This is a genomic window from Corynebacterium tuingiense (assembly GCF_046718165.1).
Classification (GTDB): Bacteria; Actinomycetota; Actinomycetes; order Mycobacteriales; family Mycobacteriaceae; genus Corynebacterium.
Genome location: NZ_CP177101.1, coordinates 1,344,852 through 1,366,024 on the forward strand (window position 1 = coordinate 1,344,852; position 21,173 = coordinate 1,366,024).

22 protein-coding genes and 1 pseudogene are annotated in these 21,173 nt (G+C 57.5%); 6 read left to right on the top strand and 17 right to left on the bottom strand.

Annotated elements, in window-relative coordinates; genetic code table 11:
- Positions 1–13 precede the first annotated feature (13 nt).
- Complete coding sequence (locus ACLI1T_RS06390; protein WP_023022500.1) at positions 14–511, bottom strand: 3'-5' exonuclease; 498 nt, start codon at positions 509–511, stop codon at positions 14–16.
- A gap of 752 nt (positions 512–1,263) precedes the next feature.
- On the opposite strand from ACLI1T_RS06390, the gene ACLI1T_RS06395 reads away from it, so the two are divergent.
- Entirely contained in the window at positions 1,264–1,464 is a 201-nt protein-coding gene (locus ACLI1T_RS06395; protein WP_023022506.1) for a transposase, read from the top strand.
- Positions 1,465–1,627: 163 nt separating this feature from the next.
- Positions 1,628–2,014, top strand: coding sequence for an IS3 family transposase (locus ACLI1T_RS06400; protein ID WP_411702219.1), 387 nt, complete (start codon positions 1,628–1,630; stop codon positions 2,012–2,014).
- A 3-nt stretch (positions 2,015–2,017) separates the two neighbouring features.
- On the opposite strand, the pseudogene ACLI1T_RS06405 reads toward ACLI1T_RS06400, so the two are convergent.
- A pseudogene (locus ACLI1T_RS06405) lies at positions 2,018–2,344 on the bottom strand (transposase); the annotation flags it as partial.
- Between the two features lie 765 nt (positions 2,345–3,109).
- Between ACLI1T_RS06405 and ACLI1T_RS06410 the strand changes: the two are divergent.
- From ACLI1T_RS06410 to ACLI1T_RS06425, 4 genes are all read left to right on the top strand, one after another.
- Positions 3,110–3,406: a hypothetical protein gene (locus tag ACLI1T_RS06410; protein ID WP_411702220.1), complete on the top strand. Its 297-nt coding sequence runs from the start codon at positions 3,110–3,112 to the stop codon at positions 3,404–3,406.
- The gene (locus ACLI1T_RS06415) at positions 3,403–3,804 is read left to right on the top strand and encodes a hypothetical protein (protein WP_023022516.1); all 402 of its coding nucleotides are present in this window, start codon (positions 3,403–3,405) and stop codon (positions 3,802–3,804) included. Before ACLI1T_RS06410 ends, ACLI1T_RS06415 begins: the two co-directional genes overlap by 4 nt.
- A 693-nt stretch (positions 3,805–4,497) precedes the next feature.
- Positions 4,498–4,989 (top strand): YbjN domain-containing protein, encoded by a 492-nt coding sequence (locus ACLI1T_RS06420; protein ID WP_005283185.1) that lies wholly within the window; start codon positions 4,498–4,500, stop codon positions 4,987–4,989.
- A complete protein-coding gene (locus tag ACLI1T_RS06425; RefSeq protein ID WP_302521201.1) occupies positions 4,982–5,503 on the top strand; it encodes a YbjN domain-containing protein in 522 nt (173 codons plus the stop codon). The genes ACLI1T_RS06420 and ACLI1T_RS06425 overlap by 8 nt, the downstream gene beginning before the upstream one ends.
- Before the next feature lie 134 nt (positions 5,504–5,637).
- Here ACLI1T_RS06425 and ACLI1T_RS06430 read toward each other — a convergent pair whose 3' ends face one another.
- The 15 genes from ACLI1T_RS06430 to ACLI1T_RS06500 all read right to left on the bottom strand — a co-directional run bounded on the left by ACLI1T_RS06430 (position 5,638) and on the right by ACLI1T_RS06500 (position 21,115).
- Complete coding sequence (locus ACLI1T_RS06430) at positions 5,638–6,492, bottom strand: PPK2 family polyphosphate kinase (RefSeq protein ID WP_411702221.1); 855 nt, start codon at positions 6,490–6,492, stop codon at positions 5,638–5,640.
- A 90-nt stretch (positions 6,493–6,582) separates the two neighbouring features.
- Positions 6,583–7,221, bottom strand: a complete 639-nt coding sequence (gene nusB / locus ACLI1T_RS06435; RefSeq protein WP_411702222.1) for a transcription antitermination factor NusB — start codon at positions 7,219–7,221, stop codon at positions 6,583–6,585.
- A 9-nt stretch (positions 7,222–7,230) separates the two neighbouring features.
- On the bottom strand, positions 7,231–7,794 hold the full coding sequence (gene efp / locus ACLI1T_RS06440; protein ID WP_023017433.1) for an elongation factor P: 564 nt from the start codon (positions 7,792–7,794) through the stop codon (positions 7,231–7,233).
- A 139-nt stretch (positions 7,795–7,933) separates the two neighbouring features.
- The gene (locus ACLI1T_RS06445) at positions 7,934–9,040 is read right to left on the bottom strand and encodes a M24 family metallopeptidase (RefSeq protein WP_411702223.1); all 1,107 of its coding nucleotides are present in this window, start codon (positions 9,038–9,040) and stop codon (positions 7,934–7,936) included.
- Between the two features lie 135 nt (positions 9,041–9,175).
- Positions 9,176–9,604 (bottom strand): type II 3-dehydroquinate dehydratase, encoded by a 429-nt coding sequence (gene aroQ, locus ACLI1T_RS06450; RefSeq protein WP_023022530.1) that lies wholly within the window; start codon positions 9,602–9,604, stop codon positions 9,176–9,178.
- A gap of 2 nt (positions 9,605–9,606) precedes the next feature.
- Positions 9,607–10,677, bottom strand: a complete 1,071-nt coding sequence (gene aroB / locus ACLI1T_RS06455) for a 3-dehydroquinate synthase (protein ID WP_411702224.1) — start codon at positions 10,675–10,677, stop codon at positions 9,607–9,609.
- Positions 10,678–10,739: 62 nt separating this feature from the next.
- Positions 10,740–11,279 carry a shikimate kinase gene (locus ACLI1T_RS06460; protein ID WP_411702225.1) on the bottom strand — a complete coding sequence of 180 codons (540 nt, stop codon included), beginning with the start codon at positions 11,277–11,279 and terminating at the stop codon, positions 10,740–10,742.
- Positions 11,280–12,491 carry a chorismate synthase gene (aroC, locus tag ACLI1T_RS06465; RefSeq protein WP_411702226.1) on the bottom strand — a complete coding sequence of 404 codons (1,212 nt, stop codon included), beginning with the start codon at positions 12,489–12,491 and terminating at the stop codon, positions 11,280–11,282.
- A 21-nt stretch (positions 12,492–12,512) separates the two neighbouring features.
- Positions 12,513–12,953: a prepilin peptidase gene (locus ACLI1T_RS06470; protein WP_411702227.1), complete on the bottom strand. Its 441-nt coding sequence runs from the start codon at positions 12,951–12,953 to the stop codon at positions 12,513–12,515.
- Positions 12,954–13,025: 72 nt separating this feature from the next.
- Positions 13,026–13,844, bottom strand: a complete 819-nt coding sequence (locus ACLI1T_RS06475; RefSeq protein WP_411702228.1) for a shikimate dehydrogenase — start codon at positions 13,842–13,844, stop codon at positions 13,026–13,028.
- 35 nt (positions 13,845–13,879) lie between these two features.
- Positions 13,880–15,073 carry an endolytic transglycosylase MltG gene (gene mltG / locus ACLI1T_RS06480; protein ID WP_411703301.1) on the bottom strand — a complete coding sequence of 398 codons (1,194 nt, stop codon included), beginning with the start codon at positions 15,071–15,073 and terminating at the stop codon, positions 13,880–13,882.
- A gap of 37 nt (positions 15,074–15,110) precedes the next feature.
- On the bottom strand, positions 15,111–15,662 hold the full coding sequence (gene ruvX, locus ACLI1T_RS06485; protein WP_284771486.1) for a Holliday junction resolvase RuvX: 552 nt from the start codon (positions 15,660–15,662) through the stop codon (positions 15,111–15,113).
- Positions 15,663–15,671: 9 nt separating this feature from the next.
- Positions 15,672–18,356, bottom strand: a complete 2,685-nt coding sequence (gene alaS, locus ACLI1T_RS06490; RefSeq protein WP_411702229.1) for an alanine--tRNA ligase — start codon at positions 18,354–18,356, stop codon at positions 15,672–15,674.
- A 127-nt stretch (positions 18,357–18,483) separates the two neighbouring features.
- Positions 18,484–19,869, bottom strand: coding sequence for a replication-associated recombination protein A (locus ACLI1T_RS06495; protein WP_349866933.1), 1,386 nt, complete (start codon positions 19,867–19,869; stop codon positions 18,484–18,486).
- Between the two features lie 31 nt (positions 19,870–19,900).
- Positions 19,901–21,115 carry a phosphotransferase family protein gene (locus tag ACLI1T_RS06500; protein WP_411702230.1) on the bottom strand — a complete coding sequence of 405 codons (1,215 nt, stop codon included), beginning with the start codon at positions 21,113–21,115 and terminating at the stop codon, positions 19,901–19,903.
- Positions 21,116–21,173: the final 58 nt, after the last annotated feature.

A 21,173-nucleotide genomic window follows, 5' to 3' on the forward strand; every position in this document is an offset into this window, starting at 1 on the left:
GGCCGAAACGCCCCTACGCAGGCAAGAGCTCCGATGCCTCCCCGACCACGCTGACTAGGAGCATGTCGCGGGCACGCGACGCCGCAACGTAGAGCAGTGCGCGCTCCCGCTGCAACGCTTCGTCGGCCTCGGCGGGTGCCAGCCCCTTGAACAGATAGCGCTGCGGGAGGGCCTCGGCGTTGACGTCAAGCAGGATGACGTGGGTAAATTCTAGCCCCTTAGCGTTGTGCATCGTCATCACGGCCACCGGGCGCTCCTGCGAGGTACGGCGGCCGGCGCTAACGGCAACGTCGTGCTCGCCCAACTGTCGGGCAATCTCTTCCCCGCGCTGGTTGGTGCGGGTGAGCACGCCGATGGAGACGTCCTCCTCCCCCTGCGTCCATTCCTTAATGTGGGCGGCAAGCACCGCGGCCTCCTCCGCCTTAGGGGAGGACTGCACCACTATGGGCGCAGGGCCCTGGCGCACCGAGTGATACCCGGTGAGTTCATCCACGTCCTCTTCGGAGTCCACCCACTCTGTGCCCTCCAGAATCGCGGTGGCATAGCCCAGACGGCAAAGAGCAGTCCAAACGAGTCTCAGCGACAGCCGGCAGACTCATGGAAGGAGCCCGAGTTTCCGGCTGGAAACAAACCATCACCCAAATGGCCGTGGCCTACCCCGACAGCTTCGACAAATACCTATAAACCTAACCCCACACTCAAGCTATATACATATTCGATCCATCCCCGATCGGGCCTGACCCCGGTGTGTTTACTTTCCGAGGTCAAGCCCTACCCTCCCCTCAATCCTGATAGCGCCTATCAACCAAATAAACGTACTAATCCCCCTTCCTCGCTAGCAAACCACCTTCACAAGTCGAGTAGCAAGACTGGCCCAAGGCTGACTCTAGATCGTTAGAATAGATAATTGAATGGGTTCAACACGGCACCGCATAGAAACAAAATCTATTGGAAGCGTTTCACCCATCGCGCCCCGCCCGCTAAAGTTGAATGACGCTGACACATGCAAGCAGTTTCACTACATCGGGAAAATTATGATTCAGAGCCCAGACCATTCTGTACCGGAGAGCACGCGCCATGAGAACCCCGGTATCTCCTTCGGACTGCACCTCTCCAACCATCAAGCGAAGTATTTCGCGCACGAGCTTGAGCGGAGTTATGCCAATGACCATGTCGGCAAGCTTGCAGGACGGACCTGACCCCTTTTTGGTGGACACCTGATATCCAGCCCAGTCGGGCTGGCAAGAAAGGTAATCTACCACCATGTCCAGGTACTCCGAACAGTTCAAACGCGACGGTGTGGCCCTCTATGAAAACAATGAGGACCTCTCGCTGAACGCAGCATCAGCAGAGCTCGGCATCAACCGAGCCTCGCTGCATTCATGGGTCAAGAAGTACGGCACCGGCAAACGTGCCCGCATAAAAGCCATGCAGGATAAAGCCCAAACGGCAAATGAATCGTGAGACGCATCCGCCAGTTGGAAAAGGAATTCTCTAAACTGCGCGAAGAACGCGACATCCTGCGCAAGGCCGCTAAGTATTTTGCTTAAAGCAGACTCACGGGAGTTCTGCTTCCAGTGTGTCTATGACCACCGAACCGAATACTCGGCTCACACGGATGTGCCAGGTGTTGAAGCTGAATCGTTCCTCGTTTTATAAATGGGTCCAAACCCGTGAAAAGCGCAGGTTAAAGATGTGTTCCGATGGTCTTATTGGTGCGAGGATCGCAACCATCTTTGATGATGAGCATGGTCTTTATGGTGCTAAACGCATCGCCGCAAGCCTGAACGAGGACACGGCGTTTACCCCGATCAACCACAAGAAGGTCGCACGCATCATGAAATCCATGGGATTTCAAAGGCTTTACCAAGCGCCGCCGATGTGTCACTACCAGGCGCAAGCCTGGCCACCGTTATTGGCACTTACTCGCGGAAACTTGCAGGTTATGCGCTCGCAGACCACATGCGCGTCTGGGGTTGCCCGCAAATCGTGGACACGTAGTGGAGCTACCTAGCGGTTAGGCAGCGATTTTTTCTTCGTTTCTGGTTTGGGTGATGTGATTTTCGAAATCGACGGGGCTGACCATCCCGAGTGCGGAGTGCCTGCGCCGACGGTTGTAGACGACTTCAATCCAGTAGGCAACGGCCTTGCGTGCGGCATCACGGGTTGCCCAGCGCTTACGGTCGTAGAACTCGGTTTTAAGCGTCGACCAGAATGACTCGGCCATCGCATTGTCGAAACACACTCCGGTACGTCCCACAGACTGGTCAATGCCTAGGTTGCGGCACACCTCCCAGAGCTTCTCACTGGTGAATTGGGTTCCACGGTCGGCGTGAAACACCAGCAGCTGGCGAATCGGATCAGTAAAGCTGTCGCGATAGTCCCATAGACTATGGCATAAGTTCTACTGTGTTTTCGGAGTAGCAGCCCGATTGAAGCAATGCATAAATTAATTTATGCATTCACAAAAAGGTCTTGCGGGAAACGGAGAGTTAGACCATCATAATTAATGAGACAGGGTTTCCTTTTTGATTCATGCCTCACTTGACACCAACATCAGCACCAAAGGTTTCATTCTCTCCCGTCGCAAATCTTCCAAATACATTTGAAAGACGTTGCCCGTGAAAGTAAAGAAATTTTTATCCGCCAATTTTGGCGGCATTTATCGGATTACTTGTTTCCCCCACTGCAGTGGCCGCTTAGCCAATTGACTGGACCATCAGCCAAACAATCATTGGTCCGAAAGGCGAGGATCTTCCACTCCGCGTAGGATAAGGAGATGAACCCGGCAGTGTTGGTTTTGGGCTTTCTCACATCAAAGACAGTCACGACGGTTTCGTTCCAGCCACTACAGAGATTGACACAGTTTTACATAACGCCCCCGACTGCAAAGGCGGCTTAAATGCAGGAAATGGCAAGAAAACATGCCCTTACCCAATCAATGGAAGGGTTATGACGGTTGTTGCCACAGAACGAGTAGATCCCGCAAGCGGAGACGGCCGACCTGTCGGAATAATCACTGCTTTCTACCGCTAGGAGAATAGTCATCAATCAATTTGTTTCTATCACAACTGATGAAATCAAGTTTTTGAAAAATATATCAACCCAAATGTTTCAAGACACCATACTTCCAGAGGAAACAATTTTAGCCGGAGTCGGCGTCCAAGCGGGAAGAAACAGCGGCTCCCCCGAAAATCAGCTCTGGTACCACTTCGACCTCTTTAACCCTAGACTTCACGAAGGAAACGTCGTTCGCCTTTGGGGAAGATTCCCTGATTTAAGTAGAAATGAAGAATCTATCGAGTGGGATGAAATACTTCAGGGCTCTGGTTTCGTAGAGATGTTCCTTACCTCAACTCCCGAAAAGAATAAATTAAATTCTATGGAATATATCCAGAAAGGATGATTGTCAATGACGTGGAAAAGGGTCTCATTTTAATGGGCTGCACTTTACTAACTGCAGTGTCCCCCGTCACCGCCCACGCATCTGAAAATAATCAGTATCAACCTGGGGACACCGTGCCACTCTCTGTCGACCCAGACGGTTTTCTCCCCGACACAACTAAGGGCGGAATTAGTTTCTTTTCCGCTTCGTCCCCGGTTGCTACCTGCGTTAACGTCCAGCCAAGTGCTGACAACGTAAAAGTAACAAATAACTGCCCAGGGAAACAGGGAATCAAAGTCTTAATCGCTTTCGGCAAAGATTCTGAATGCGTATATCTCGAACCTCACGCAACGCACGATCATCACTTCGGCAGCTGGTTCAACCACAGAGCAAGGTTTGATGGAGTTGTTTCCTGCTAATGCTCAAGAATATCTAGGATAGGTATAGTCAGTCTGATTGTCGCGTACACGGTCGGTCTGGGACAATAAAATAACCCCAACCAAGGTCCAAGTTGGTTGAGGTTATCGGACCTAATGGGTTGTGTCCTTTAGTGTGGTGTATCTGTAGCCCGCGGTAAGCCTTGTGCCGGTGCACAGCAAGGCGACCATCACGGGTACCTTTCGAATCAACTTCAACCTATCCTCGAAAGGAATATGACCGCGATGGCCGCTAACCCCCATCATATCGATCCCACTGCGTATCTGTGTGGATTTGGGGTAGTTGGTACCGTGAGTCCGCGTAGTTGGTACCAGGGTTACGGGTACCTGGTACTGCAAGGGTTTTTCTTTCATAGTTGATGTTGGCGACACCACGATTCGTTGGTGTCGCATCAACTTCTACTTGGAAAGAGGCCATTGTTGTGGCTAACTTCAAACAGATCCTTGCGATGTTCCTTGACGGTGCTAGCTATACGCGGATCGCACATACATTCGGGTGGGGCCTAACCCCCGACGTGTCCATTTTCCGGGGGTCAGGCCGCACTTCAGCCTGTGGCCCGGACGGTGAATAAGACCTGCCACAATACTCACTTGCCAGAAAGCGCCGGTGTAGTTAGGTAAACTAGGCAGGGTTGACCATTATCCCCGATTAGTACATGGATTGAGACTACTTACGTGTCTGAAGAACCAACCCTGTATCCCGATACGCCCATTGAGGATGTCACCCTCGAGCGCATCGGTGAGATTTTTGACTCCGAAAAGCTCGAGTACCGCGTAGAAGAACAGACCGTCGGCGAAGGCGAAACGGTAAAGATCCTGCGCACCGGCTTTTCCAATATCGCTATTGCCCTGCAGGTGCGTGACGATGTCCTCGTGGCGGACTCCGTCTGGCGCGGTAATGCCCCAGCCTCGGAGGGCCCACAACTGCTCATGGTTCTCAACAAGTGGAACCAACAGCACTTCGCGCCCACCCTGCGCTTTTTTGAGTCGTCCGAAAATAATCTGGCCGTCTCCGGCGTGCGCGAAATCAACATTTCCCATGGCCTGTCCCGCAACCAGATCGGTGCCTTCGTAATGTCCACCTTGGACTCCATGCTGCAGTCCATGGCTTTTGTTGAAGAGCACTACCCACAGCTTGTCACCTGGGAGGAGCATAACCATGACTAATGCATCCACCGCATCCACCGAAAACAACTTGCCCGAGGTCGATCTGGACCGCGTCGTTGCCGCCATGGGCACCTTCGATATTGAGCTGACCAAGGTGGAAGGCGAAATCGACGCCGCCACCGCCAACCTCAATGGCCTGCCCACCATGTTTGCGGTCTTGGATTCCGTTGTCATCGTGCGCTGCGATGTGCCAACCGATGCCTCATTTTCCAAGGCCGATGCCGGGCTCTTCCTCGCCGCCAACCAGATCAACTCTGTCGCATTTGGCGCGCGAGCCGTTATTTCTGAGCACGATGACATGCTCGTCGTCCGCACCGAGCGCGACATTCCCGCCGCGGCCGGAATGACCGATGAGCAGCTCACCACCGCTTTGAAGAAGGCCGTCGACGCCGTCATCAACGGCCAGGACGCCATGGTGTCTGCCGCCGAGGAAATGGCCAAGCTCGGATCTGAAACCGCTGCGAAGGCCGGAAACGGCAGCGAGGAAAACTCCACGCCGTCTGACAACGCTTAAGCCGCCTTACCTAAGGCCTTCTCCCCCACACTTGTTTCGCCCCGCCTCGCGCATTCGCGTGCTAGGGCGCGGCGACAGTGCGGGGATTTTTTGGGCGCCTTGCCCTCTTGGGCTCTAGGCGCCGCGGCTAGTGCCTAGTCCACGTCGAGGATGCGCTGCTTTTCTTCCTCCGGATCGAATTCGGGCGCAGGCCACGACAGGTTCAGGTGCCGCAGTGCATCAACAATGAGGTATTTCAAGGCCATGCGCGCGTATTTCTTATTATCCGTGGGGATAACAAACCACGGCGCCCAAAGCTCATCCGTCCGGCGGATGGCATCCTCATAGGCCGCCATGTATTTATTCCAATAGCCGCGCTCTTCAAGATCTGAAGGATCGTACTTCCAGTACTTATCCTCGCGCTCGGTCCGCTCAATGAGGTTTTCCTTTTGGAACTCCGGCGAGATGTGCAAAAAGACCTTCAAGATCTTTACCCGTTTTCCGGCGAGCTCTTGCTCATACTCACGAATCGCCTCAAAACGGCGGTCGATCTCTTCCTCATCTACCCACTCGTGCACGCGTTGAATCAAGACGTCTTCGTAGTGAGAACGGTCAAAGGCCACGACCTGGCCAGGAACCGGATCGTGTTTGCGGATGCGCCACAGGAAATCGTGTTTCATTTCCTCTTCCGTGGGCTTGCCAAAACCGACGGTCTTCGTGCCCTGCGGATCAAAGACGGAAAAGACATGGCGAATGGCCCCGCCTTTGCCGGAGGTATCCATTCCTTGCAGGACTACTAAAAGCGAGGGTGCATCATCGGCATGCGCCCTGCCATTAGCAAAAAGGCGCTCCTGCAAATCATAGAGCTCATCGTCATAGTGTTTGAAGCGGTCTTCTAAGTCAGACTTTGAGCCATCGAATCCTGGAGTCGCCGTGGGATCGATATCGGCAAGCTGAAAGGTCTTTCCGGCGCGGAGGTCGAGCGCATCTTTGATCTTAAATTTACCCATGGCAATTATTGTACAAACGCCACGGTTGGGGCCGTGCGAACCGGCTGTCTCCCGCGGCATAGCGCAGCGGGAGACGGGGAACGGTTTGATTTAGGAGTTTTCCTCTTCCGCGTCTGCTTCCGCTTCCGCAGCCGGGGCTGACTCCCCTAACTCCTCTGTCTCCCCTGGCGCCTCTGCGTGCGTCGAAGCCGCAGGGTCCGCTTGGGAGTCTTCGGATCCCGCGGCGTCGCTTTCTTCCTCATCGCCGCCGTTATTCATCGGGCTTAGCTCGGAACGAGATTGCGCGACGTCATCCAAGACCGCGTGGATATACGGTGCGGCTTGATCGTGGGAATACTGCGAGGCCAGCTCCACGCCCTCCACGACGGCCGTCGCGGTGGGAACATCCGGATTAAACAATAGCTCCCAGACCGAAAGGCGCAGGATAGCGCGGTCGACGGCGGGGATGCGGTGCAACTCCCAATTCTGGGAAAGGTACCGCGAGATCGTGTCATCGATAGCGTCTAGCTCTTCTGCGACACCTTGGACGATGACCTTGGTGTAGTCCGCGATGGGCGCTACAGCGTGGCGATCCTCGCGCGCCAAGGCAACGCGATCCTCAACGATGGCAACGGGATCGACGTCCCGGTTCTCCGCTTCATAGAGGATATCCGCTGCGCGCCGGCGCGCCCGGTAGCGCGCGGTATGCCGTTTATGATTGATATCCCGCTTAGCAGTGTTATCAGACAAGATAAGGCCCTAGTTGTTGACGCGGGACAGGTACTCGCCGGTGCGGGTATCGATCTTTAGTACATTGCCGATTTCAATGAACAGCGGGACCTGGATCTCGGCGCCGGTCTCGAGCGTGGCGGGCTTGGTGCCGCCGGAGGAACGGTCACCCTGCAGGCCTGGCTCGGTGTGCTCTACCTTGAGGTCGACGGAGATAGGAAGCTCCGCGAACAATGCCTCATCCTCGTAGAAGGAGACCTGCACGCGCATGTTTTCCAGCAGGAAACGTGCGGCATCGCCGAACTTATCCGGCGAAAGCTCAAACTGCTCGAAGGTCTTTTCATCCATGACGACATAGCTGGTGCCGTCGTTGTACAGGTAGGTCATGTCGCGGCGGTCCACCGTGGCGGTTTCTACCTTGACACCCGAGTTCCAGGTCTTGTCCACGGTCTTTCCGGAGACAACGTCCTTCAGCTTGGTGCGCACGAATGCTGGGCCCTTGCCCGGCTTAACATGCTGAAACTCGGTGATCTGCATCAGCTTGTTGTCAATCTTGAGAACGAGTCCGTTCTTGAAATCAGTAGTATCAGCCATTGCGGTTAAACTCCCGAATATTGTGGTTGAAAGGTTGAAAGCAAAGTATAAGCCTACCGGATAGCCCGCACCCGCTGGCCCACCGGTACCCCCTAAAATCTCCGCCCTTGGCAGGGCGGAGTTACGGGGTCAAGGCTACCTACGCGGGCAGCTCAGTAAAGTCCTTGGAAGCGGCGGTAATGATCTTTGGGGCACCATCAGTGATAATCAGCGTATCTTCGATGCGCACGCCGCCCTTGCCCGGCACATACACGCCCGGCTCGATGGTCAGGGTCATTCCTGGGGCCAGCTCTCCCTTACCGGTCGTGGCGGCAAAGGGTGCTTCGTGCACGTCCAAGCCCACGCCGTGCCCAGTGGAGTGGACGAAGTAGTCGCCGTATCCGGCGTCGGCGATAACGTTGCGGCAGGCGGCGTCGACATCGGAAAGCGACGTGCCAGCAACCGCAGCCTCGACGCCGGCTTGCTGGGCGCGCAGCACCACATCGTAGATCTCCTTGGCAAAGTCATTTGCCGTGCCCACAACGTAGGTGCGGGTGCAGTCAGAATTAAATCCGCGCAGGTGGGCACCAAAATCGATGGTGACCAAGTCCCCGTCCTCGATCACGCGGTCGTCCGCGCCGTGGTGCGGCATGGCGGAGTTCGGGCCAGAGGCCACGATGGTATCGAAGCTCACTCGCTCGGAACCCAGGATGCGCATGCGGAATTCCAAGTCTGCGGCAACTTCGCGCTCCGTGCGGCCCGCCCGCAACTCGCCGGCGGCAAGAAGATCTTCCAATGCCTGGTTAGCAAGCACCGCGATCTCCTCGAGCTTTTCTAGCTCGACAGGATCCTTGGTAAGGCGGATATCCTCGATGATTCCGGAAACCGGCACCAAGGTGACCCCTTCCGGTGCGGAATCCTTCAGATCTTCTAGTTCCGATACGGACATGTAGTCAGCTTCAAAACCGACGCGAACCGGCGACTGAGCATCATCGAACTGCTGCAATAGCACCTTACCTACAGCGCGGCCCTCTACAGCTTCTAGATCCGGAACTTCTTGGGCAATCTGGGTGGTATAGCGGCCATCGGTAGCCATGAGCGCGGAGAGATCCTTGCGCAGCAAAAGCCCACCGTTGGAGCCGGAGAATCCGGACAAGTAGCGGACGTGGATTAAGTGGGTTACCAATACCGCGTCAATGCGCTGACCAGCTAATTCGGCGGCTAGCTTCCGGCGGCGATCGCTGAAACGGGTATCTGCAAGTGCCATAAAATCATCCTTTGCGGGGATCGTATTGAAGTGTAAGAATTTATTCTTCCACTATATCCATTTCCGCGGCGACGATGGCCAGGTTCAGTACCTACTTACCGCTTGCGGCCGAAAGGGCGCGTTTCGGGCCGGCGATTATTGGCACAGATAGTCTACTGCGGCGCAGTATCCAAAGACCCCTAGGCCGGCGATGACGCCGCGGGCAATGGGGCTTAGATAAGAATGATGGCGGAATTCTTCGCGAGCATGCACGTTGGAGATATGCACTTCCACGAACCCGGCGCCATCGGCAATCTCTGCCAAGGCATCGCGCAAAGCAACGGAGGTATGCGTCAGACCACCTGGGTTAATGATGACCGCACTACCAGCATCGGCGGCCGCGTGGACCTTCTCGATGAGCTCGCCTTCAAAATTAGACTGGAAAAACTCGATGTCTGCCCCGTGCTTCACCGCACGATCAGACACGAGCTTTTCAACATCGCTCAGCGTCGTGGAACCATAGACGTCCGGTTGGCGTTTTCCCAACCTATTTAAGTTCGGACCATTGAGAACAACGATTTTCATATCTACTCCGTGATGGCGGCATACGCCGCTTCTAATTCTTCGCGCGAAGGACCCTCTATCCGCGTCGTCGCGCCGATTCCGGTTAGCCCCACGAAGCGGATCTTGCCGTCGCGGTTTTTCTTATCGTGGGTCATCGCCTCATATAGTTCTGCGAATTTCCCGAATTGATACGTCGTAGGCAGGCCGATATTGGTCAGGATGCTGCGGTGTAGTTCCACGAGTTCCGCATCTATCAGGCCCCGCTGGTGGGAAAGGTTCGCAATGAACATCATGCCTACGGCTACCGCATTGCCGTGGCGCCACGCATAGTTTTCCTGCCTTTCTATGGCGTGGCCAAAGGTATGCCCATAATTGAGGGTCTCGCGCAGCCCGGCTTCCTTGAGGTCTTCTCCCACCACCGCTGCCTTCACCGCGATGGAACGCTCAATCAGATCGGGCAGGACACCGTGCGGGTCAAGGCAAGCACCTGGATTTTCCACGTAGCGTTCCACGATGACCGGATCATGGATGAACCCAGTCTTAATGATCTCAGCGGAACCAGCCACGATCTCCGCCTGTGGGAGGGTCTCTAGGCGCTCCAGATCGACGAATACAGAGTCCGGCTCGTGGAAGGCGCCGACGAGATTCTTCCCGGCCTTCGTATTAATTCCAGTTTTCCCGCCCACTGCGGCATCAACCATGGCGAGAAGGGTCGTAGGGACCTGAATCACTTTGATTCCGCGCATCCACCCGGCAGCGACAAAACCCGCCATGTCCGTGGTTGCCCCGCCGCCGACGCCGATGACGACATCACTGCGGCTAAAGCCCGCCTCACCAAGGCGGTCCCACACGTTTCCCACCACGCTAAGTTGCTTCGCCGCCTCGGCATCCGGCACCTCGCACAAGACTGGGATGACGCCGTGTGCTTCAACGGATGCTGCGAGCTCTTCTGCTGCGGTGCGCAGGGCCGGCTGAAAGATGATTGCTGCCTTATCAGCGCCTGTGTCCGCGCAGCGCCGTGCGATATCTTCGCTGAGTCCAGCTCCTATGCGGACCTCATAAGGGCTCGGCCCGTTAACGGCGATGGTGGGCATGATGGTGTCCTTTCTACGGAGCGATAGCCTGCAGGATTGCGCGAGTCGGTGTAACTACCCGCCTAGAGGGTTTCTAAAAAGCCCAGGATATCGCCCACGACCTGCTGCGGGGAGCGAGTATCCGTGCGCACGCGAAAATCGGCTACTTCCAGGTAGAAGGGCCTGCGCGTTTCCACGATAGAACGATAATGTTCAACTGGATTATCCGCTGCTAGTACCGGACGATTGCGATCGCCGGCCGTGCGGCGCGCGCCTTCTTCTGCGGAAATATCGAGGAATACGACGGTGTGGCGCTCTAGAAGCTCACGCGTGGAGGCCGTCATCACCGCGCCTCCACCAAGGCTTACTACCCCACCCTTCTGCAGGGCTGCAGCGACATGTTCGGCCTCGAGCTCGCGAAACGCTGGTTCGCCTTTCTCACTAAAGACCTCACCGCAGGGTATTCCCTCGGCCATTTCAATCAGGTAATCCGAGTCCACCAGATCGCAATTCAGCGCATGCGAAAGCCGGCGGCCAATCGTGGATTTTCCCGCACCTGGCGGGCCAATCAAAACGACGCAAGGATGTGGCTGTCCCGTTACATCGGTTGGCGTTGTCATCATTTACTCCTGGTTAAAGGCGAGTCGCTGCGATACGTATTCTTCATATGCAGCAATGGCGCGGGAGGTTTCGCTCAAGCTATCCCCGCCAAATTTATCTAAAACTGCGCGCGCTAGCACGAGTGAGACCATGGCTTCAGCCACCACTCCTGCTGCCGGCACGGCGCAGACATCTGAACGCTGGTGAATTGCAGTGGCATCCGCACCTGTTTCCATGTCAATCGTGTGCAAGGCGCGCGGCACCGTGGAAATAGGTTTCATGGCGGCCCGGACACGCAATTGCTGTCCATTAGTCATGCCGCCTTCCAAGCCCCCGGCCCGGTTGCTGAGCCTTGTGACACCATCTTCGGTGCGGACCATCTCATCGTGAGCTTCGGAGCCGCGTCGACGTGCCTCTTCGAAGCCATCGCCGATTTCTACGCCCTTGATGGCCTGAATACCCATCAAGGCTCCGGCAAGCTGCGCATCCAAGCGGTCATCGCCGGAGATATGTGAGCCGAGCCCAATGGGGAGGCCATCGACTATGACCTCGACGATACCGCCTAAGGTATCGCCCTGCTTTTTTGCGGCTTCGATCTCTGAAATCATCGCGGACTCGGCATCCTTGTCAAAGGCGCGCACCGGAGAATTATCGATGTCCTCGATATCCGCAAAGCTCGGGGAAGCACCCGCATAGGGCTGCGATGCACCGATGGAAATCACGTGGGAGAAGACTTCAACGCCTAGCGTTTCCCGCAGGAAGTTCCGCGCTACCGTCGCGGCGGCGACACGTGCGGCGGTTTCCCGGGCAGAAGAGCGCTCTAAGATGGGGCGGGCCTCGCTGTGGTTATATTTCACCATGCCGGCGAAATCGGCGTGGCCTGGGCGCGGGCGCTGCAAGGGCGCACCACGGCCCGAATTCATCGCCTTGGCTACGTCCTCATCGTCCATATCGATGGGATCTGCGGACATGACGGTAGTCCACTTCGGCCACTCGGTATTGCCAATCATGATGGCAATGGGGCTACCAATGGTCAGTCCGTGGCGTACGCCGCCCAGCAGCGTGACCTCATCGGCTTCAAACTTCATGCGCGCACCGCGGCCATATCCAAGGCGGCGCCGCGCAAGCTGATGGGAAATATCAGCACGGGTAATGGGTACTCCGGCCGGCATGTGCTCCAGCATGGAGATCAGTGCCTGGCCGTGGGATTCACCAGCGGTAGTCCAACGAAGCATGCGGGTATTATCGCACGCCACCTATCCACTGGGAATAACTAGGCACCCCAATATATTCGCCTCCCCCTCAAAGAGGGTATGCACGGCGATGACCAGCCCGGCGGCCACGAGCATCGAGGGCCCGTGGGGCACGCCGCCCTTGGCACGTACGACACCGCTTGCAAGCAACGTGAACACAGCAGCGCTACCACAAGCGATGAGGACGGCCAAGGGCCCTGCCGCAGCACCAACGAGCATGCCCAGCGGCAGGGCCAATTTAATATCTCCCCCGCCGATGCCAGCGCCCCGCAGCGCCACCAAGAGATACAGCACCGGCCAAAATAACCCGCCCCAATTAACAACAGTGACCGATAGAACCCCTGCTGGGATGGTCAGCGCATCGGGCAAGCGCCGCTCGCGAATATCCCACCAGCTCAAGGCGGCTGCCCACAGGCCATAAACTATTCCCCCGAAAATACCCATGTCATAAGGCTAAGCGCCCGCCTTGCCGCTCTTCATGGCAAGACGGCGCACATGGGCGTATTCCCAGCGTGGTTATAGGTTGCGCAGGCGAAGCTCTTCCTGCAGGGCCGCAACCATCTCTTCGCGCGGAGCGGTAAGGCCAGTGAATTGCTCGAATTGGCTAAATGCTTGATGCGCCAGCATGACGTGCCCGCCCACGGTGAAGTAGCCATTCGCGGCGGCGCAGGCGGCGAGCGTCGTAGGCCACGGGTGATAGATCACATCGAGCACTGGGGCGTGGGCAAGCTGGAAGCGATAATCCTCTAACGCAGCCGAAGGCACGGTGGAAATAATCAAATCTGCGGAGCGGGAAAGGTCCTCGAGGTCATCGTCAAAAGTAGCGTACTGCAGATTGAGTCCCAGCCGGTCCGCCAAAGGCTGGAGCTCTGCTTGGCGGTTCGAGCGGTTCAAGATGGTTACCTGGTCGATTCCGCGTTCTGCTAAAGCCCACAGCGCCGGACGGGAGGTTCCACCCGCGCCAATGATAAGGGCCTGAGACACGGGCCGGAGCCCGATGAGTTCTTGCAGCGCGCCGCGCACGCCCTCAGTATCTGTGTTGTCCGCGCGCCAACCGTGCTGGGTGCGAACCAAGGTATTGGCCGAACCGATAAGCTGTGCCCGCTCGCTTTGGTCTTCCGCTACCTCGAGCGCGGCGAACTTACCGGGCATGGTCACAGAAAAGCCGCGGTACTCGGGGCCGCATTCTTCCAAGAAAGGGGCGAGGGTATCGGCCGTAACCTCAAAGCGGGTATAGGACCAGTCCTTGAGCCCTACTGCGGCATACCCTGCGTTGTGCAGAATGGGCGATAAGGAGTGAGCGATAGGGCTACCGAGTACTGCGGCGCGCGGCATGGAGAGCAACTACCTTTCTGACTACGGCCTAAGGCCTACTCTGCCGGTTGATCCGAGGCAGCATCGCCGTTGCCGGCGCCTGCCCCTTCGCCCTCGCGCTGCGAGTCGAGGACGCCGGAGCGGATGGCATCATCCACGCGGTCCAAGTGCTCATCGTAGGTCTCGGAGAACACGGTGGTGCCGTCCTTATCCACGGTGACGAAGAACTTCCAGTTACCATCGGCAGGTTCTTCCATGGCGCGGATTGCCTCATCAGAAGGCGAGGAAATCGGCGTATCCGGCAGGCCTTCCTTGGCGTAGGTATTCCACGGCGTCTTCTCCTCACGCGCCTCGTCGGTGGTGGCAAGCTCAACGTCTTCCAGCCCGTAGTTAACGGTGGAGTCGAACTCCAGGCGCATCGGCTCGTCCAAGCGGTTTAGGATGACGCGGGCGACCTTGTCGAATTCGCCGGCGGGCGCCTCACGTTCCACCAGGGAGGCAGAGGTCAAAAGCTCGTACGGCGACAGGCCGATGCCCTTAGCGCGATTTTCGATATCGGTTTCCTCATAGCGCTTGGCAGAACGGGTAATGAGGTCCTTCAAGATATCCTTGGCGCTCATATTCGGGTCCAGGACGTACTGACCAGGGGCAATCAGGCCCTCAATACGCTTCGGGTCATTGCCGCGCTTCTTGATAGCGTCCAGTGCCCAGTCGGGTGCGCCGAGCTCCTTAGGATCGGTTTCCGCTGCTGCCTTCTCCAGCTCTTCCTTCTCCAAGCAATTGCCGTCATCGCAGCTGACCTGGGAGATCAAGGAGTAAATGCCAAAGCGCACGTCACCACCGACGACCTTGACATCCTCCAGGGTCGCACCACCTTGGACCTCAAGCATGTCCACGCGGTTGTTTTCATCAAGCAATGCCTCTACCGCATTCGCCGCGCTCATTTCTTCTTGCAGGCGGTAGAAGCCAGGCTGAATCTGGCTGGCGCTGTGGTTCATCGATGCCGCGGAGTCGAATGCCTCTTGGGTCTTGACCACATTCTTTTCCACGAGCGTGGGTCCCAGCTCGGACATGGACGACCCTTCGGGGACCTCCACCAATTGCGTGGTGCCGTTACCGGCCCCTTCGTAGTCGGCCGAAGAAGTGCCGATGCGTACTCCGATGTAGATCAGAGCTCCTAAAATGACGATGACGGATGCAACCACCACGGCGATGCCGCGCTGACGCCGCTTGACGTACTTATCATCCATCGATCGCCCGAGGCGTTGTTGGTTACGGCTCACGTGTTTAGTCTCCTGAGTTTGAAGGCTGGGCTACTGCATCATCCGAGCGGAGCGCGTTAGCACGCCCATCCAGCCAGGACTGTAGTATTTCCACCGCTGCAGCTTGGTCAATGATTTTTCTGCCCTTCTTTTCGGACACGCCGGACGCGCGCAGCGCGGTGGTTGCCGCTACCGTCGTCAAACGTTCATCAGCCAAGCGTACTGGTGGTGGAACTTTATCTATATTTTCATCTTGATTCAAGCGGCGTCGAATCCGAAACGCAATTTCTTTCGCGTGTTTTACACTTTTTGACCCATTTCCGTGTAAATCACGCGGCAAACCGACAATGACTTCTACCGCGGAATATGCCTCAATAAGCTCGAGAATTCGATCAATGTCTTCTTGATCGCGGTCTTTGAAACCGGTCTTCCTGGGAACGGTTTCCACAGGGGTAGCGAGGGTGGCCTCGCGGTTGGATGCCGCGACGCCAATTCGCACTGTTCCTACGTCGAGTGCTAACCGGCGGCCCTCGCCTGGGTCATCCACTCCGGGGGAATCTGGTTCAACCTTTGCCACAATGAATCCTTATCGCGACTGCAACAGATCCTTGACGGCCTCAAAGCCCCGCTGCGCACCTTCCGGCGCGGTACCAGAGCCCTGCGCCATGTCTGGCTTGCCGCCGCCGCGACCGTTGACGTATTCGCCGAGGCGCTTGACGATGTCCCCAGTTTTCACGCCCTCGTCCACAGCCTTGGCTGTAGCTGCGGCAATGAACGGGAACTTACCCTTATCCACCGCGCCAAGCACGATGACCGCGGCCGTATCCTTCATCCGGTTGCGGATATCGGTGGCCACGGTGCGCAGGTCGCCGCCAGAAGTGCCATCGGGAAGCTGAAGCGTAATGGTCTTGATGCCATTGACCTCGGTAGCCGAGTCGATGATTTCAGAGGCGCGCGCGGTCAGTTGCGCCTTGCGCAGACCCTCAATTTCCTTTTCGGCGGCCTTGAGCCGCTCCGAAAGCTGCGAAATGCGCTCCGGGAGTTCCTCAGACTGCACCCTTAGCTCGCGGGAAACGCCCTCTACCAGCGCGGTTTCCTTGGAGTAGTACCGGAAGGCATCCATGCCGGAGTAGGCCTCGATACGGCGGGCGCCGGAGCCCACCGAGGACTCGCCAAGCACGGACACGGGTCCAATCTCTGCCGAGGAACCCACGTGGGTGCCGCCGCAGAGCTCGATGGAAAATGGTCCGCCGATTTCGACCACGCGCACCTGGTTACCGTAGTTTTCACCGAACAGGGCCATGGCGCCCATCGCCTTGGCCTCTTCCAGCGAGGTCTCGATGGTGTTGACGGCCATATTGGAATCGATCGCCTGGTTGGTGATAAGCGCGATTTCTTCCATTTGCTCCTGGCTCAACTGCTCGGTGTAGTTGAAGTCGAAGCGCAGGTAGCCCGGGCGGTTAAGGGAGCCCGCCTGCACGGCGGTGGGTCCCAGCACCTGGCGCAGGGCCGCGTGGATGAGGTGGGTGGCCGAGTGGGCCTGGGTCGCACCGTGGCGCCACTTCTCATCTACGGAAGCCTCAACGGACATGCCAAGGTCGAGCCCACCGGCGGTAACGGAAGCCTTGTGTACCCACAGCTTCTTACCAATCTTTTGGACGTCATTGACCTCCAAGAGGGATTCGCCCGCGGAAATGCGGCCGCGGTCAGCCATCTGTCCACCGGACTCGGCGTAGAGCGGCGAGTGGTCCAAAATGACCTCAACCTCATCGCCCTCGTGTACCTCGTTGACCTTCTGACCATCTTTGACCAGGCCGATGACGTTCGCGCCCGAGACCAGTTCCTCATAGCCGGTGAATACGGTGGGGTTATTATCCACCCAATCGCGGTACAAGGAGAGATCGGTGTGACCGTGCTTCTTGGCCTGGTTATCGGCCTTGGCGCGGCGGCGCTGCTCGCCCATGGCGGCATTAAAGCCGTCCATGTCCACGTCGAGGCCGGCCTCTTGCGCCATTTCCAGGGTGAGGTCGATAGGGAAACCGTAGGTATCGTGCAGCTCGAAGGCCTTGTCACCGGAGAGCACCTTTTGGGTCTTGGCGCGGTGGGTGGAGCGCAGGTCCTCCACGGCTTCATCGAAAAGCTTGGTGCCAGACTCCAGCGTCTTCAAAAACGCCTTTTCCTCGTTGATGGCCACGCGCAGGATTCGCTCGCGGTTATCCGCAATCTCGGGATAAGACGGGGTCATGGTGTCCATGACCGTATTCATGAAGCGCTCCATGGTGGCACCCTCGGCGCCGAGCAGCTTTGCGGAGCGAATGATGCGGCGCAACAAGCGGCGCAGGATATAGCCCCTGCCCTCGTTTCCTGGGGTAACACCATCCAAAATGAGCATCATGCCGGTGCGGGAGTGGTCAGCCACCACGCGGAAGCGGATATTATCCTGCTGCGTTGCCTTCTCGCCGTAGGTGGCGCCGGTAAGCTCCTCGGCGACGTCAATGACCGGACGCAACAGGTCGGTCTCGTACACGTTGTCTACGCCCTGCAAGAGGCAGGCGACGCGCTCGATGCCCAAGCCGGTATCGATGTTTTTCTTCGGCAGCTCGCCGACTATCTCAAAATCGCCCTTTCCGGTTCCCTCGCCGCGCTCATTTTGCATGAACACGAGGTTCCAGATCTCCATGTAGCGGTTATCGTCCGCAATCGGGCCGCCGTCCTTGCCGTATTCGGGGCCGCGATCGTAATAGATTTCCGAGCAGGGGCCACACGGACCCGGCACGCCCATGGACCAGTAATTATCTTCCATGCCAAGGCGCTGGATGCGCTCTTCCGGCACGCCGATCTTATCGCGCCAGATTTCCGCTGCCTCATCGTCATCGAGGTACACGGTGACCCACAGGCGCTCCGGATCCAGGCCAAACCCGCCGTCTTCTACTTCTTTGGTCAGCAGGTTCCATGCATTGGAAATGGCGCCTTCCTTGAAGTACTGACCAAAGGAGAAGTTGCCCGCCATTTGGAAGAAGGTGTTGTGGCGGGTGGTAATGCCCACCTCCTCGATATCCAAGGTGCGCACGCACTTTTGGATAGAGGTGGCAAGGCCTTGCGAAAATGGTGGAGTCTGCTGGCCCAAGAAATAGGGCTTGAAGGGCACCATGCCCGCGTTAACGAAAAGCAGGTTAGGGTCATCCAGGATCAAAGAGGCGCTGGGGACAACCTCGTGACCAGAATTGACGAAGTGCTGGGTAAACCGTTCCCGGATCTCATGAGTCTTCACGAGCAATAATCCTAACTGTCTAAGCTTTTATCTTCCATCAAGAAGCTTTCTAACCCACCCAACTTTACCTACAGGTAGGCAGGCTATGCCCATCGGTGGGGCCAAAAGCGGCCATGCCGCCTAGAACTTAGCGGCGCTTGCCGCGAAGTATCCTGCGCAAACGGCCAATATAGTCAAAGATTCGTTTTTCAGCGCCGTGCTCCGTGGGCTCATAATATACGGTGCCTTCGAGCTCATCGGGCAGGTATTGTTGCTCCACTACCCCGCGCGGGTCATCGTGGGGATAGGAATACCCCGTCGCATTTCCCAGCCGCTTGGCGCCCTCATAGTGCCCATCGCGCAGGTGCGGCGGCACGTGGCCGACCTTGCCAGCGGCGACGTCGGCCTGTGCCTTAGTAATGGCAGCGATGACGGACGGCGATTTCGGCGCCGTCGCCAAGTGAATCGTTGCCTGCGCCAGTGGGATGCGCGCTTCCGGCAAGCCGATCAGTTGCGCCGCCTCTGCGGCAGCGACGGCGACTTGCAAGGCGGTGGGATCAGCCATGCCAATATCTTCTGAGGCGTGAACCATCAGGCGGCGGGCAATAAACCGGGGATCCTCGCCGGCTTCCACCATGCGCGCTAGGTAGTGCAGCGCGGCATCAACATCGGAGCCGCGGATGGATTTGATGAACGCAGAAGTCACGTCGTAGTGCTGATCGCCGTCGCGGTCATAGCGCACCACCGCCCGATTCACGTTATCCGTAATCGTGGTTGCGGTGATTTCGCCGCCATCGTCTACTGCTTCCGCGGCCGCCTCGAGGTAGGTCAGGCTGCGCCGGGCATCGCCCCCAGAGAGCACGACGAGCTGATTGAGCGCCTCATCGGTAATGGTCAGCTCGCGCTCGCCTAGCCCCCGATCGCTGTCTAACGCGCGGCGGGCTACGCCCTTAAGATCCTCCTCGCTCAGCGAGTGCAGCTGCAAAAGCAGCGAGCGGGAAAGAAGCGGCGAGACGACCGAAAAGGATGGGTTTTCGGTCGTCGCCGCAACGAGCAGAACCGTCCGGTTTTCCACCGCTGCCAGCAAGGCGTCTTGCTGGGTTTTGGAGAAGCGGTGAACCTCATCAATAAAAAGCACCGTCCTGCGGCCGTGGATGAGTTCCTGCCGGGCGTGGGTAATGACTTCACGCACCTGCTTTACCCCTGAATCAAGGGCGGAGAGGCCAACGAAGTTTTGGCCCATCTGGCTGGCGATGAGCGAGGCAATCGTCGTCTTGCCGGTCCCGGGCGGACCATACAAAATGACCGAGGCCTCGCCAGACCCTTCAACCAAGCGGCGCAGCGGCTTGCCGGGGGCAAGGAGGTGATCCTGCCCCACGACTTCTTCTAGGGTCTGTGGGCGCATGCGGGCGGCCAAGGGCGAACCGGAGTGCGTGGCAAAGAGATTGGCCGTGGGAAAAGACGATGCCGAGCCATCGCCTCCCATGCTGCCACCAGCATTGGGAGAGGCGCCGAAGAGAGAATCCTGGCTCATGTGGTTTTAGCTCCCCAGAAAGGTGTAGTGATTATTCGTCGTGGACGCGGCGGGCAACAAGGTTGCCAAACTCCGCGATGGACGTGCACGGTGCGGTCCCGCATTGGGCGGCGTAGCGCGCGAGCGCGTCGAAGGTTTCATAGAGGTCTTGGCGCACCAATAGCTCGTCCTCGTTAAATGGCCCGCTATTTGGCGGGCGCAGAATCGAGCGCTGCGGGTCGTGGACAACTTCCGCGTCTCCGCTAGCAAGGGCAACCAGTCCCTCGATTCCCCCGGCGTGCATCGTGGTCACGCTCGACAAGGCCCAGCCAATGAGGGAGGCGACGATAAGGCCGTGCAGTTCGTCTTCATCGGCAAAGCGCGGCCATACCTCAGATACTTCGCGCGACCATGCGGCGAGGAATGTATCTGCTTCCTTATCCGTAATTGGCTTAGAAAACAGGAACTGCGGGAAGCCCGCGATAACGCACGCGACGTCAAAGCCTACGTTCCTAAAACCCGCCCATTCATAGTCCAAGAAGTGCAGGCGCTTGGAAACGATGATGTTATCCGGCGATAAATCGAAGGGAGTAAAGGCCCTATCCTTGCCGGAGGCGAGGGATTCAGCGGCTTGATCGGCCAAGCTGCGAAAACTCTCCGGGGCTTTGAGCCCCGCCTCATCAAGCAGGTTCAGCCCGATGCCGATGGAGCGATACAAGGATTGATCGCGCACGGATTGGTGGTCGGCGTATTCCGGGTTATGCCGCAAGGTGCGGTTCAGCAGGGTCTCGAAATCCTGCTCATGATCCGCGGTGCCTACGTGGATATGCCCCAATGCCGTGCCCAAGGAGCGCAGGATCCGAATGCGATCCTCATCGCCGGATTCTAAGAGCACATCCGCAAGGGTCTCGGCTTCACCCAAATCCGTCAGGACGATGATGCGCCGGTCTAAATCGTGTGCGAGCAGCACCGGCCCTGGGCGCACGTCTTCTGCTAAGGCGGTGGTGAATTGATAGGCCACGACCTCGCGCAGCATCGCTGCGTCATCAACGCCGTAGCCGGTTACTGGATTGTATTTGATAACCACAGAGCGATGCGGCAAAAAGGCGCTAGGGGCAACTTTCGCGCGCAGCACTAAGGCATTGCCGGATCCGCCTAGATCCTCAATGTCTGACATTTCCGGCGTGCCACCAAAGCGGCGCGACAACATTTCCGATGCGGCACTGATGACCCCATCGGCCGAAAGCACTGTCTGTGTATCAACCATAGTTCTATCCAGTATGCCCTCCACCACAAAGCGCGAGGGCTACACCCCTTGCCGCACA

Coding starts and splice junctions, on each gene's coding strand:
- ACLI1T_RS06495 (WP_349866933.1), bottom strand. CDS start 19,869: ATGAGCCAGGATTCTCTCTTCGGCGCCTCTCCCAATGCTGGTGGCAGC.
- aroQ (WP_023022530.1), bottom strand. CDS start 9,604: ATGAAAATCGTTGTTCTCAATGGTCCGAACTTAAATAGGTTGGGAAAA.
- aroC (WP_411702226.1), bottom strand. CDS start 12,491: ATGCTTCGTTGGACTACCGCTGGTGAATCCCACGGCCAGGCACTGATC.
- mltG (WP_411703301.1), bottom strand. CDS start 15,073: ATGGATGATAAGTACGTCAAGCGGCGTCAGCGCGGCATCGCCGTGGTG.
- efp (WP_023017433.1), bottom strand. CDS start 7,794: ATGGCTGATACTACTGATTTCAAGAACGGACTCGTTCTCAAGATTGAC.
- ACLI1T_RS06415 (WP_023022516.1), top strand. CDS start 3,403: ATGATTGTCAATGACGTGGAAAAGGGTCTCATTTTAATGGGCTGCACT.
- aroB (WP_411702224.1), bottom strand. CDS start 10,677: ATGCCCACCATCGCCGTTAACGGGCCGAGCCCTTATGAGGTCCGCATA.
- ACLI1T_RS06500 (WP_411702230.1), bottom strand. CDS start 21,115: ATGGTTGATACACAGACAGTGCTTTCGGCCGATGGGGTCATCAGTGCC.
- ACLI1T_RS06475 (WP_411702228.1), bottom strand. CDS start 13,844: ATGCCGCGCGCCGCAGTACTCGGTAGCCCTATCGCTCACTCCTTATCG.
- ACLI1T_RS06395 (WP_023022506.1), top strand. CDS start 1,264: ATGTCCAGGTACTCCGAACAGTTCAAACGCGACGGTGTGGCCCTCTAT.
- ACLI1T_RS06430 (WP_411702221.1), bottom strand. CDS start 6,492: ATGGGTAAATTTAAGATCAAAGATGCGCTCGACCTCCGCGCCGGAAAG.
- ACLI1T_RS06445 (WP_411702223.1), bottom strand. CDS start 9,040: ATGGCACTTGCAGATACCCGTTTCAGCGATCGCCGCCGGAAGCTAGCC.
- ACLI1T_RS06460 (WP_411702225.1), bottom strand. CDS start 11,279: ATGATGACAACGCCAACCGATGTAACGGGACAGCCACATCCTTGCGTC.
- ACLI1T_RS06425 (WP_302521201.1), top strand. CDS start 4,982: ATGACTAATGCATCCACCGCATCCACCGAAAACAACTTGCCCGAGGTC.
- ACLI1T_RS06470 (WP_411702227.1), bottom strand. CDS start 12,953: ATGGGTATTTTCGGGGGAATAGTTTATGGCCTGTGGGCAGCCGCCTTG.
- ACLI1T_RS06410 (WP_411702220.1), top strand. CDS start 3,110: ATGTTTCAAGACACCATACTTCCAGAGGAAACAATTTTAGCCGGAGTC.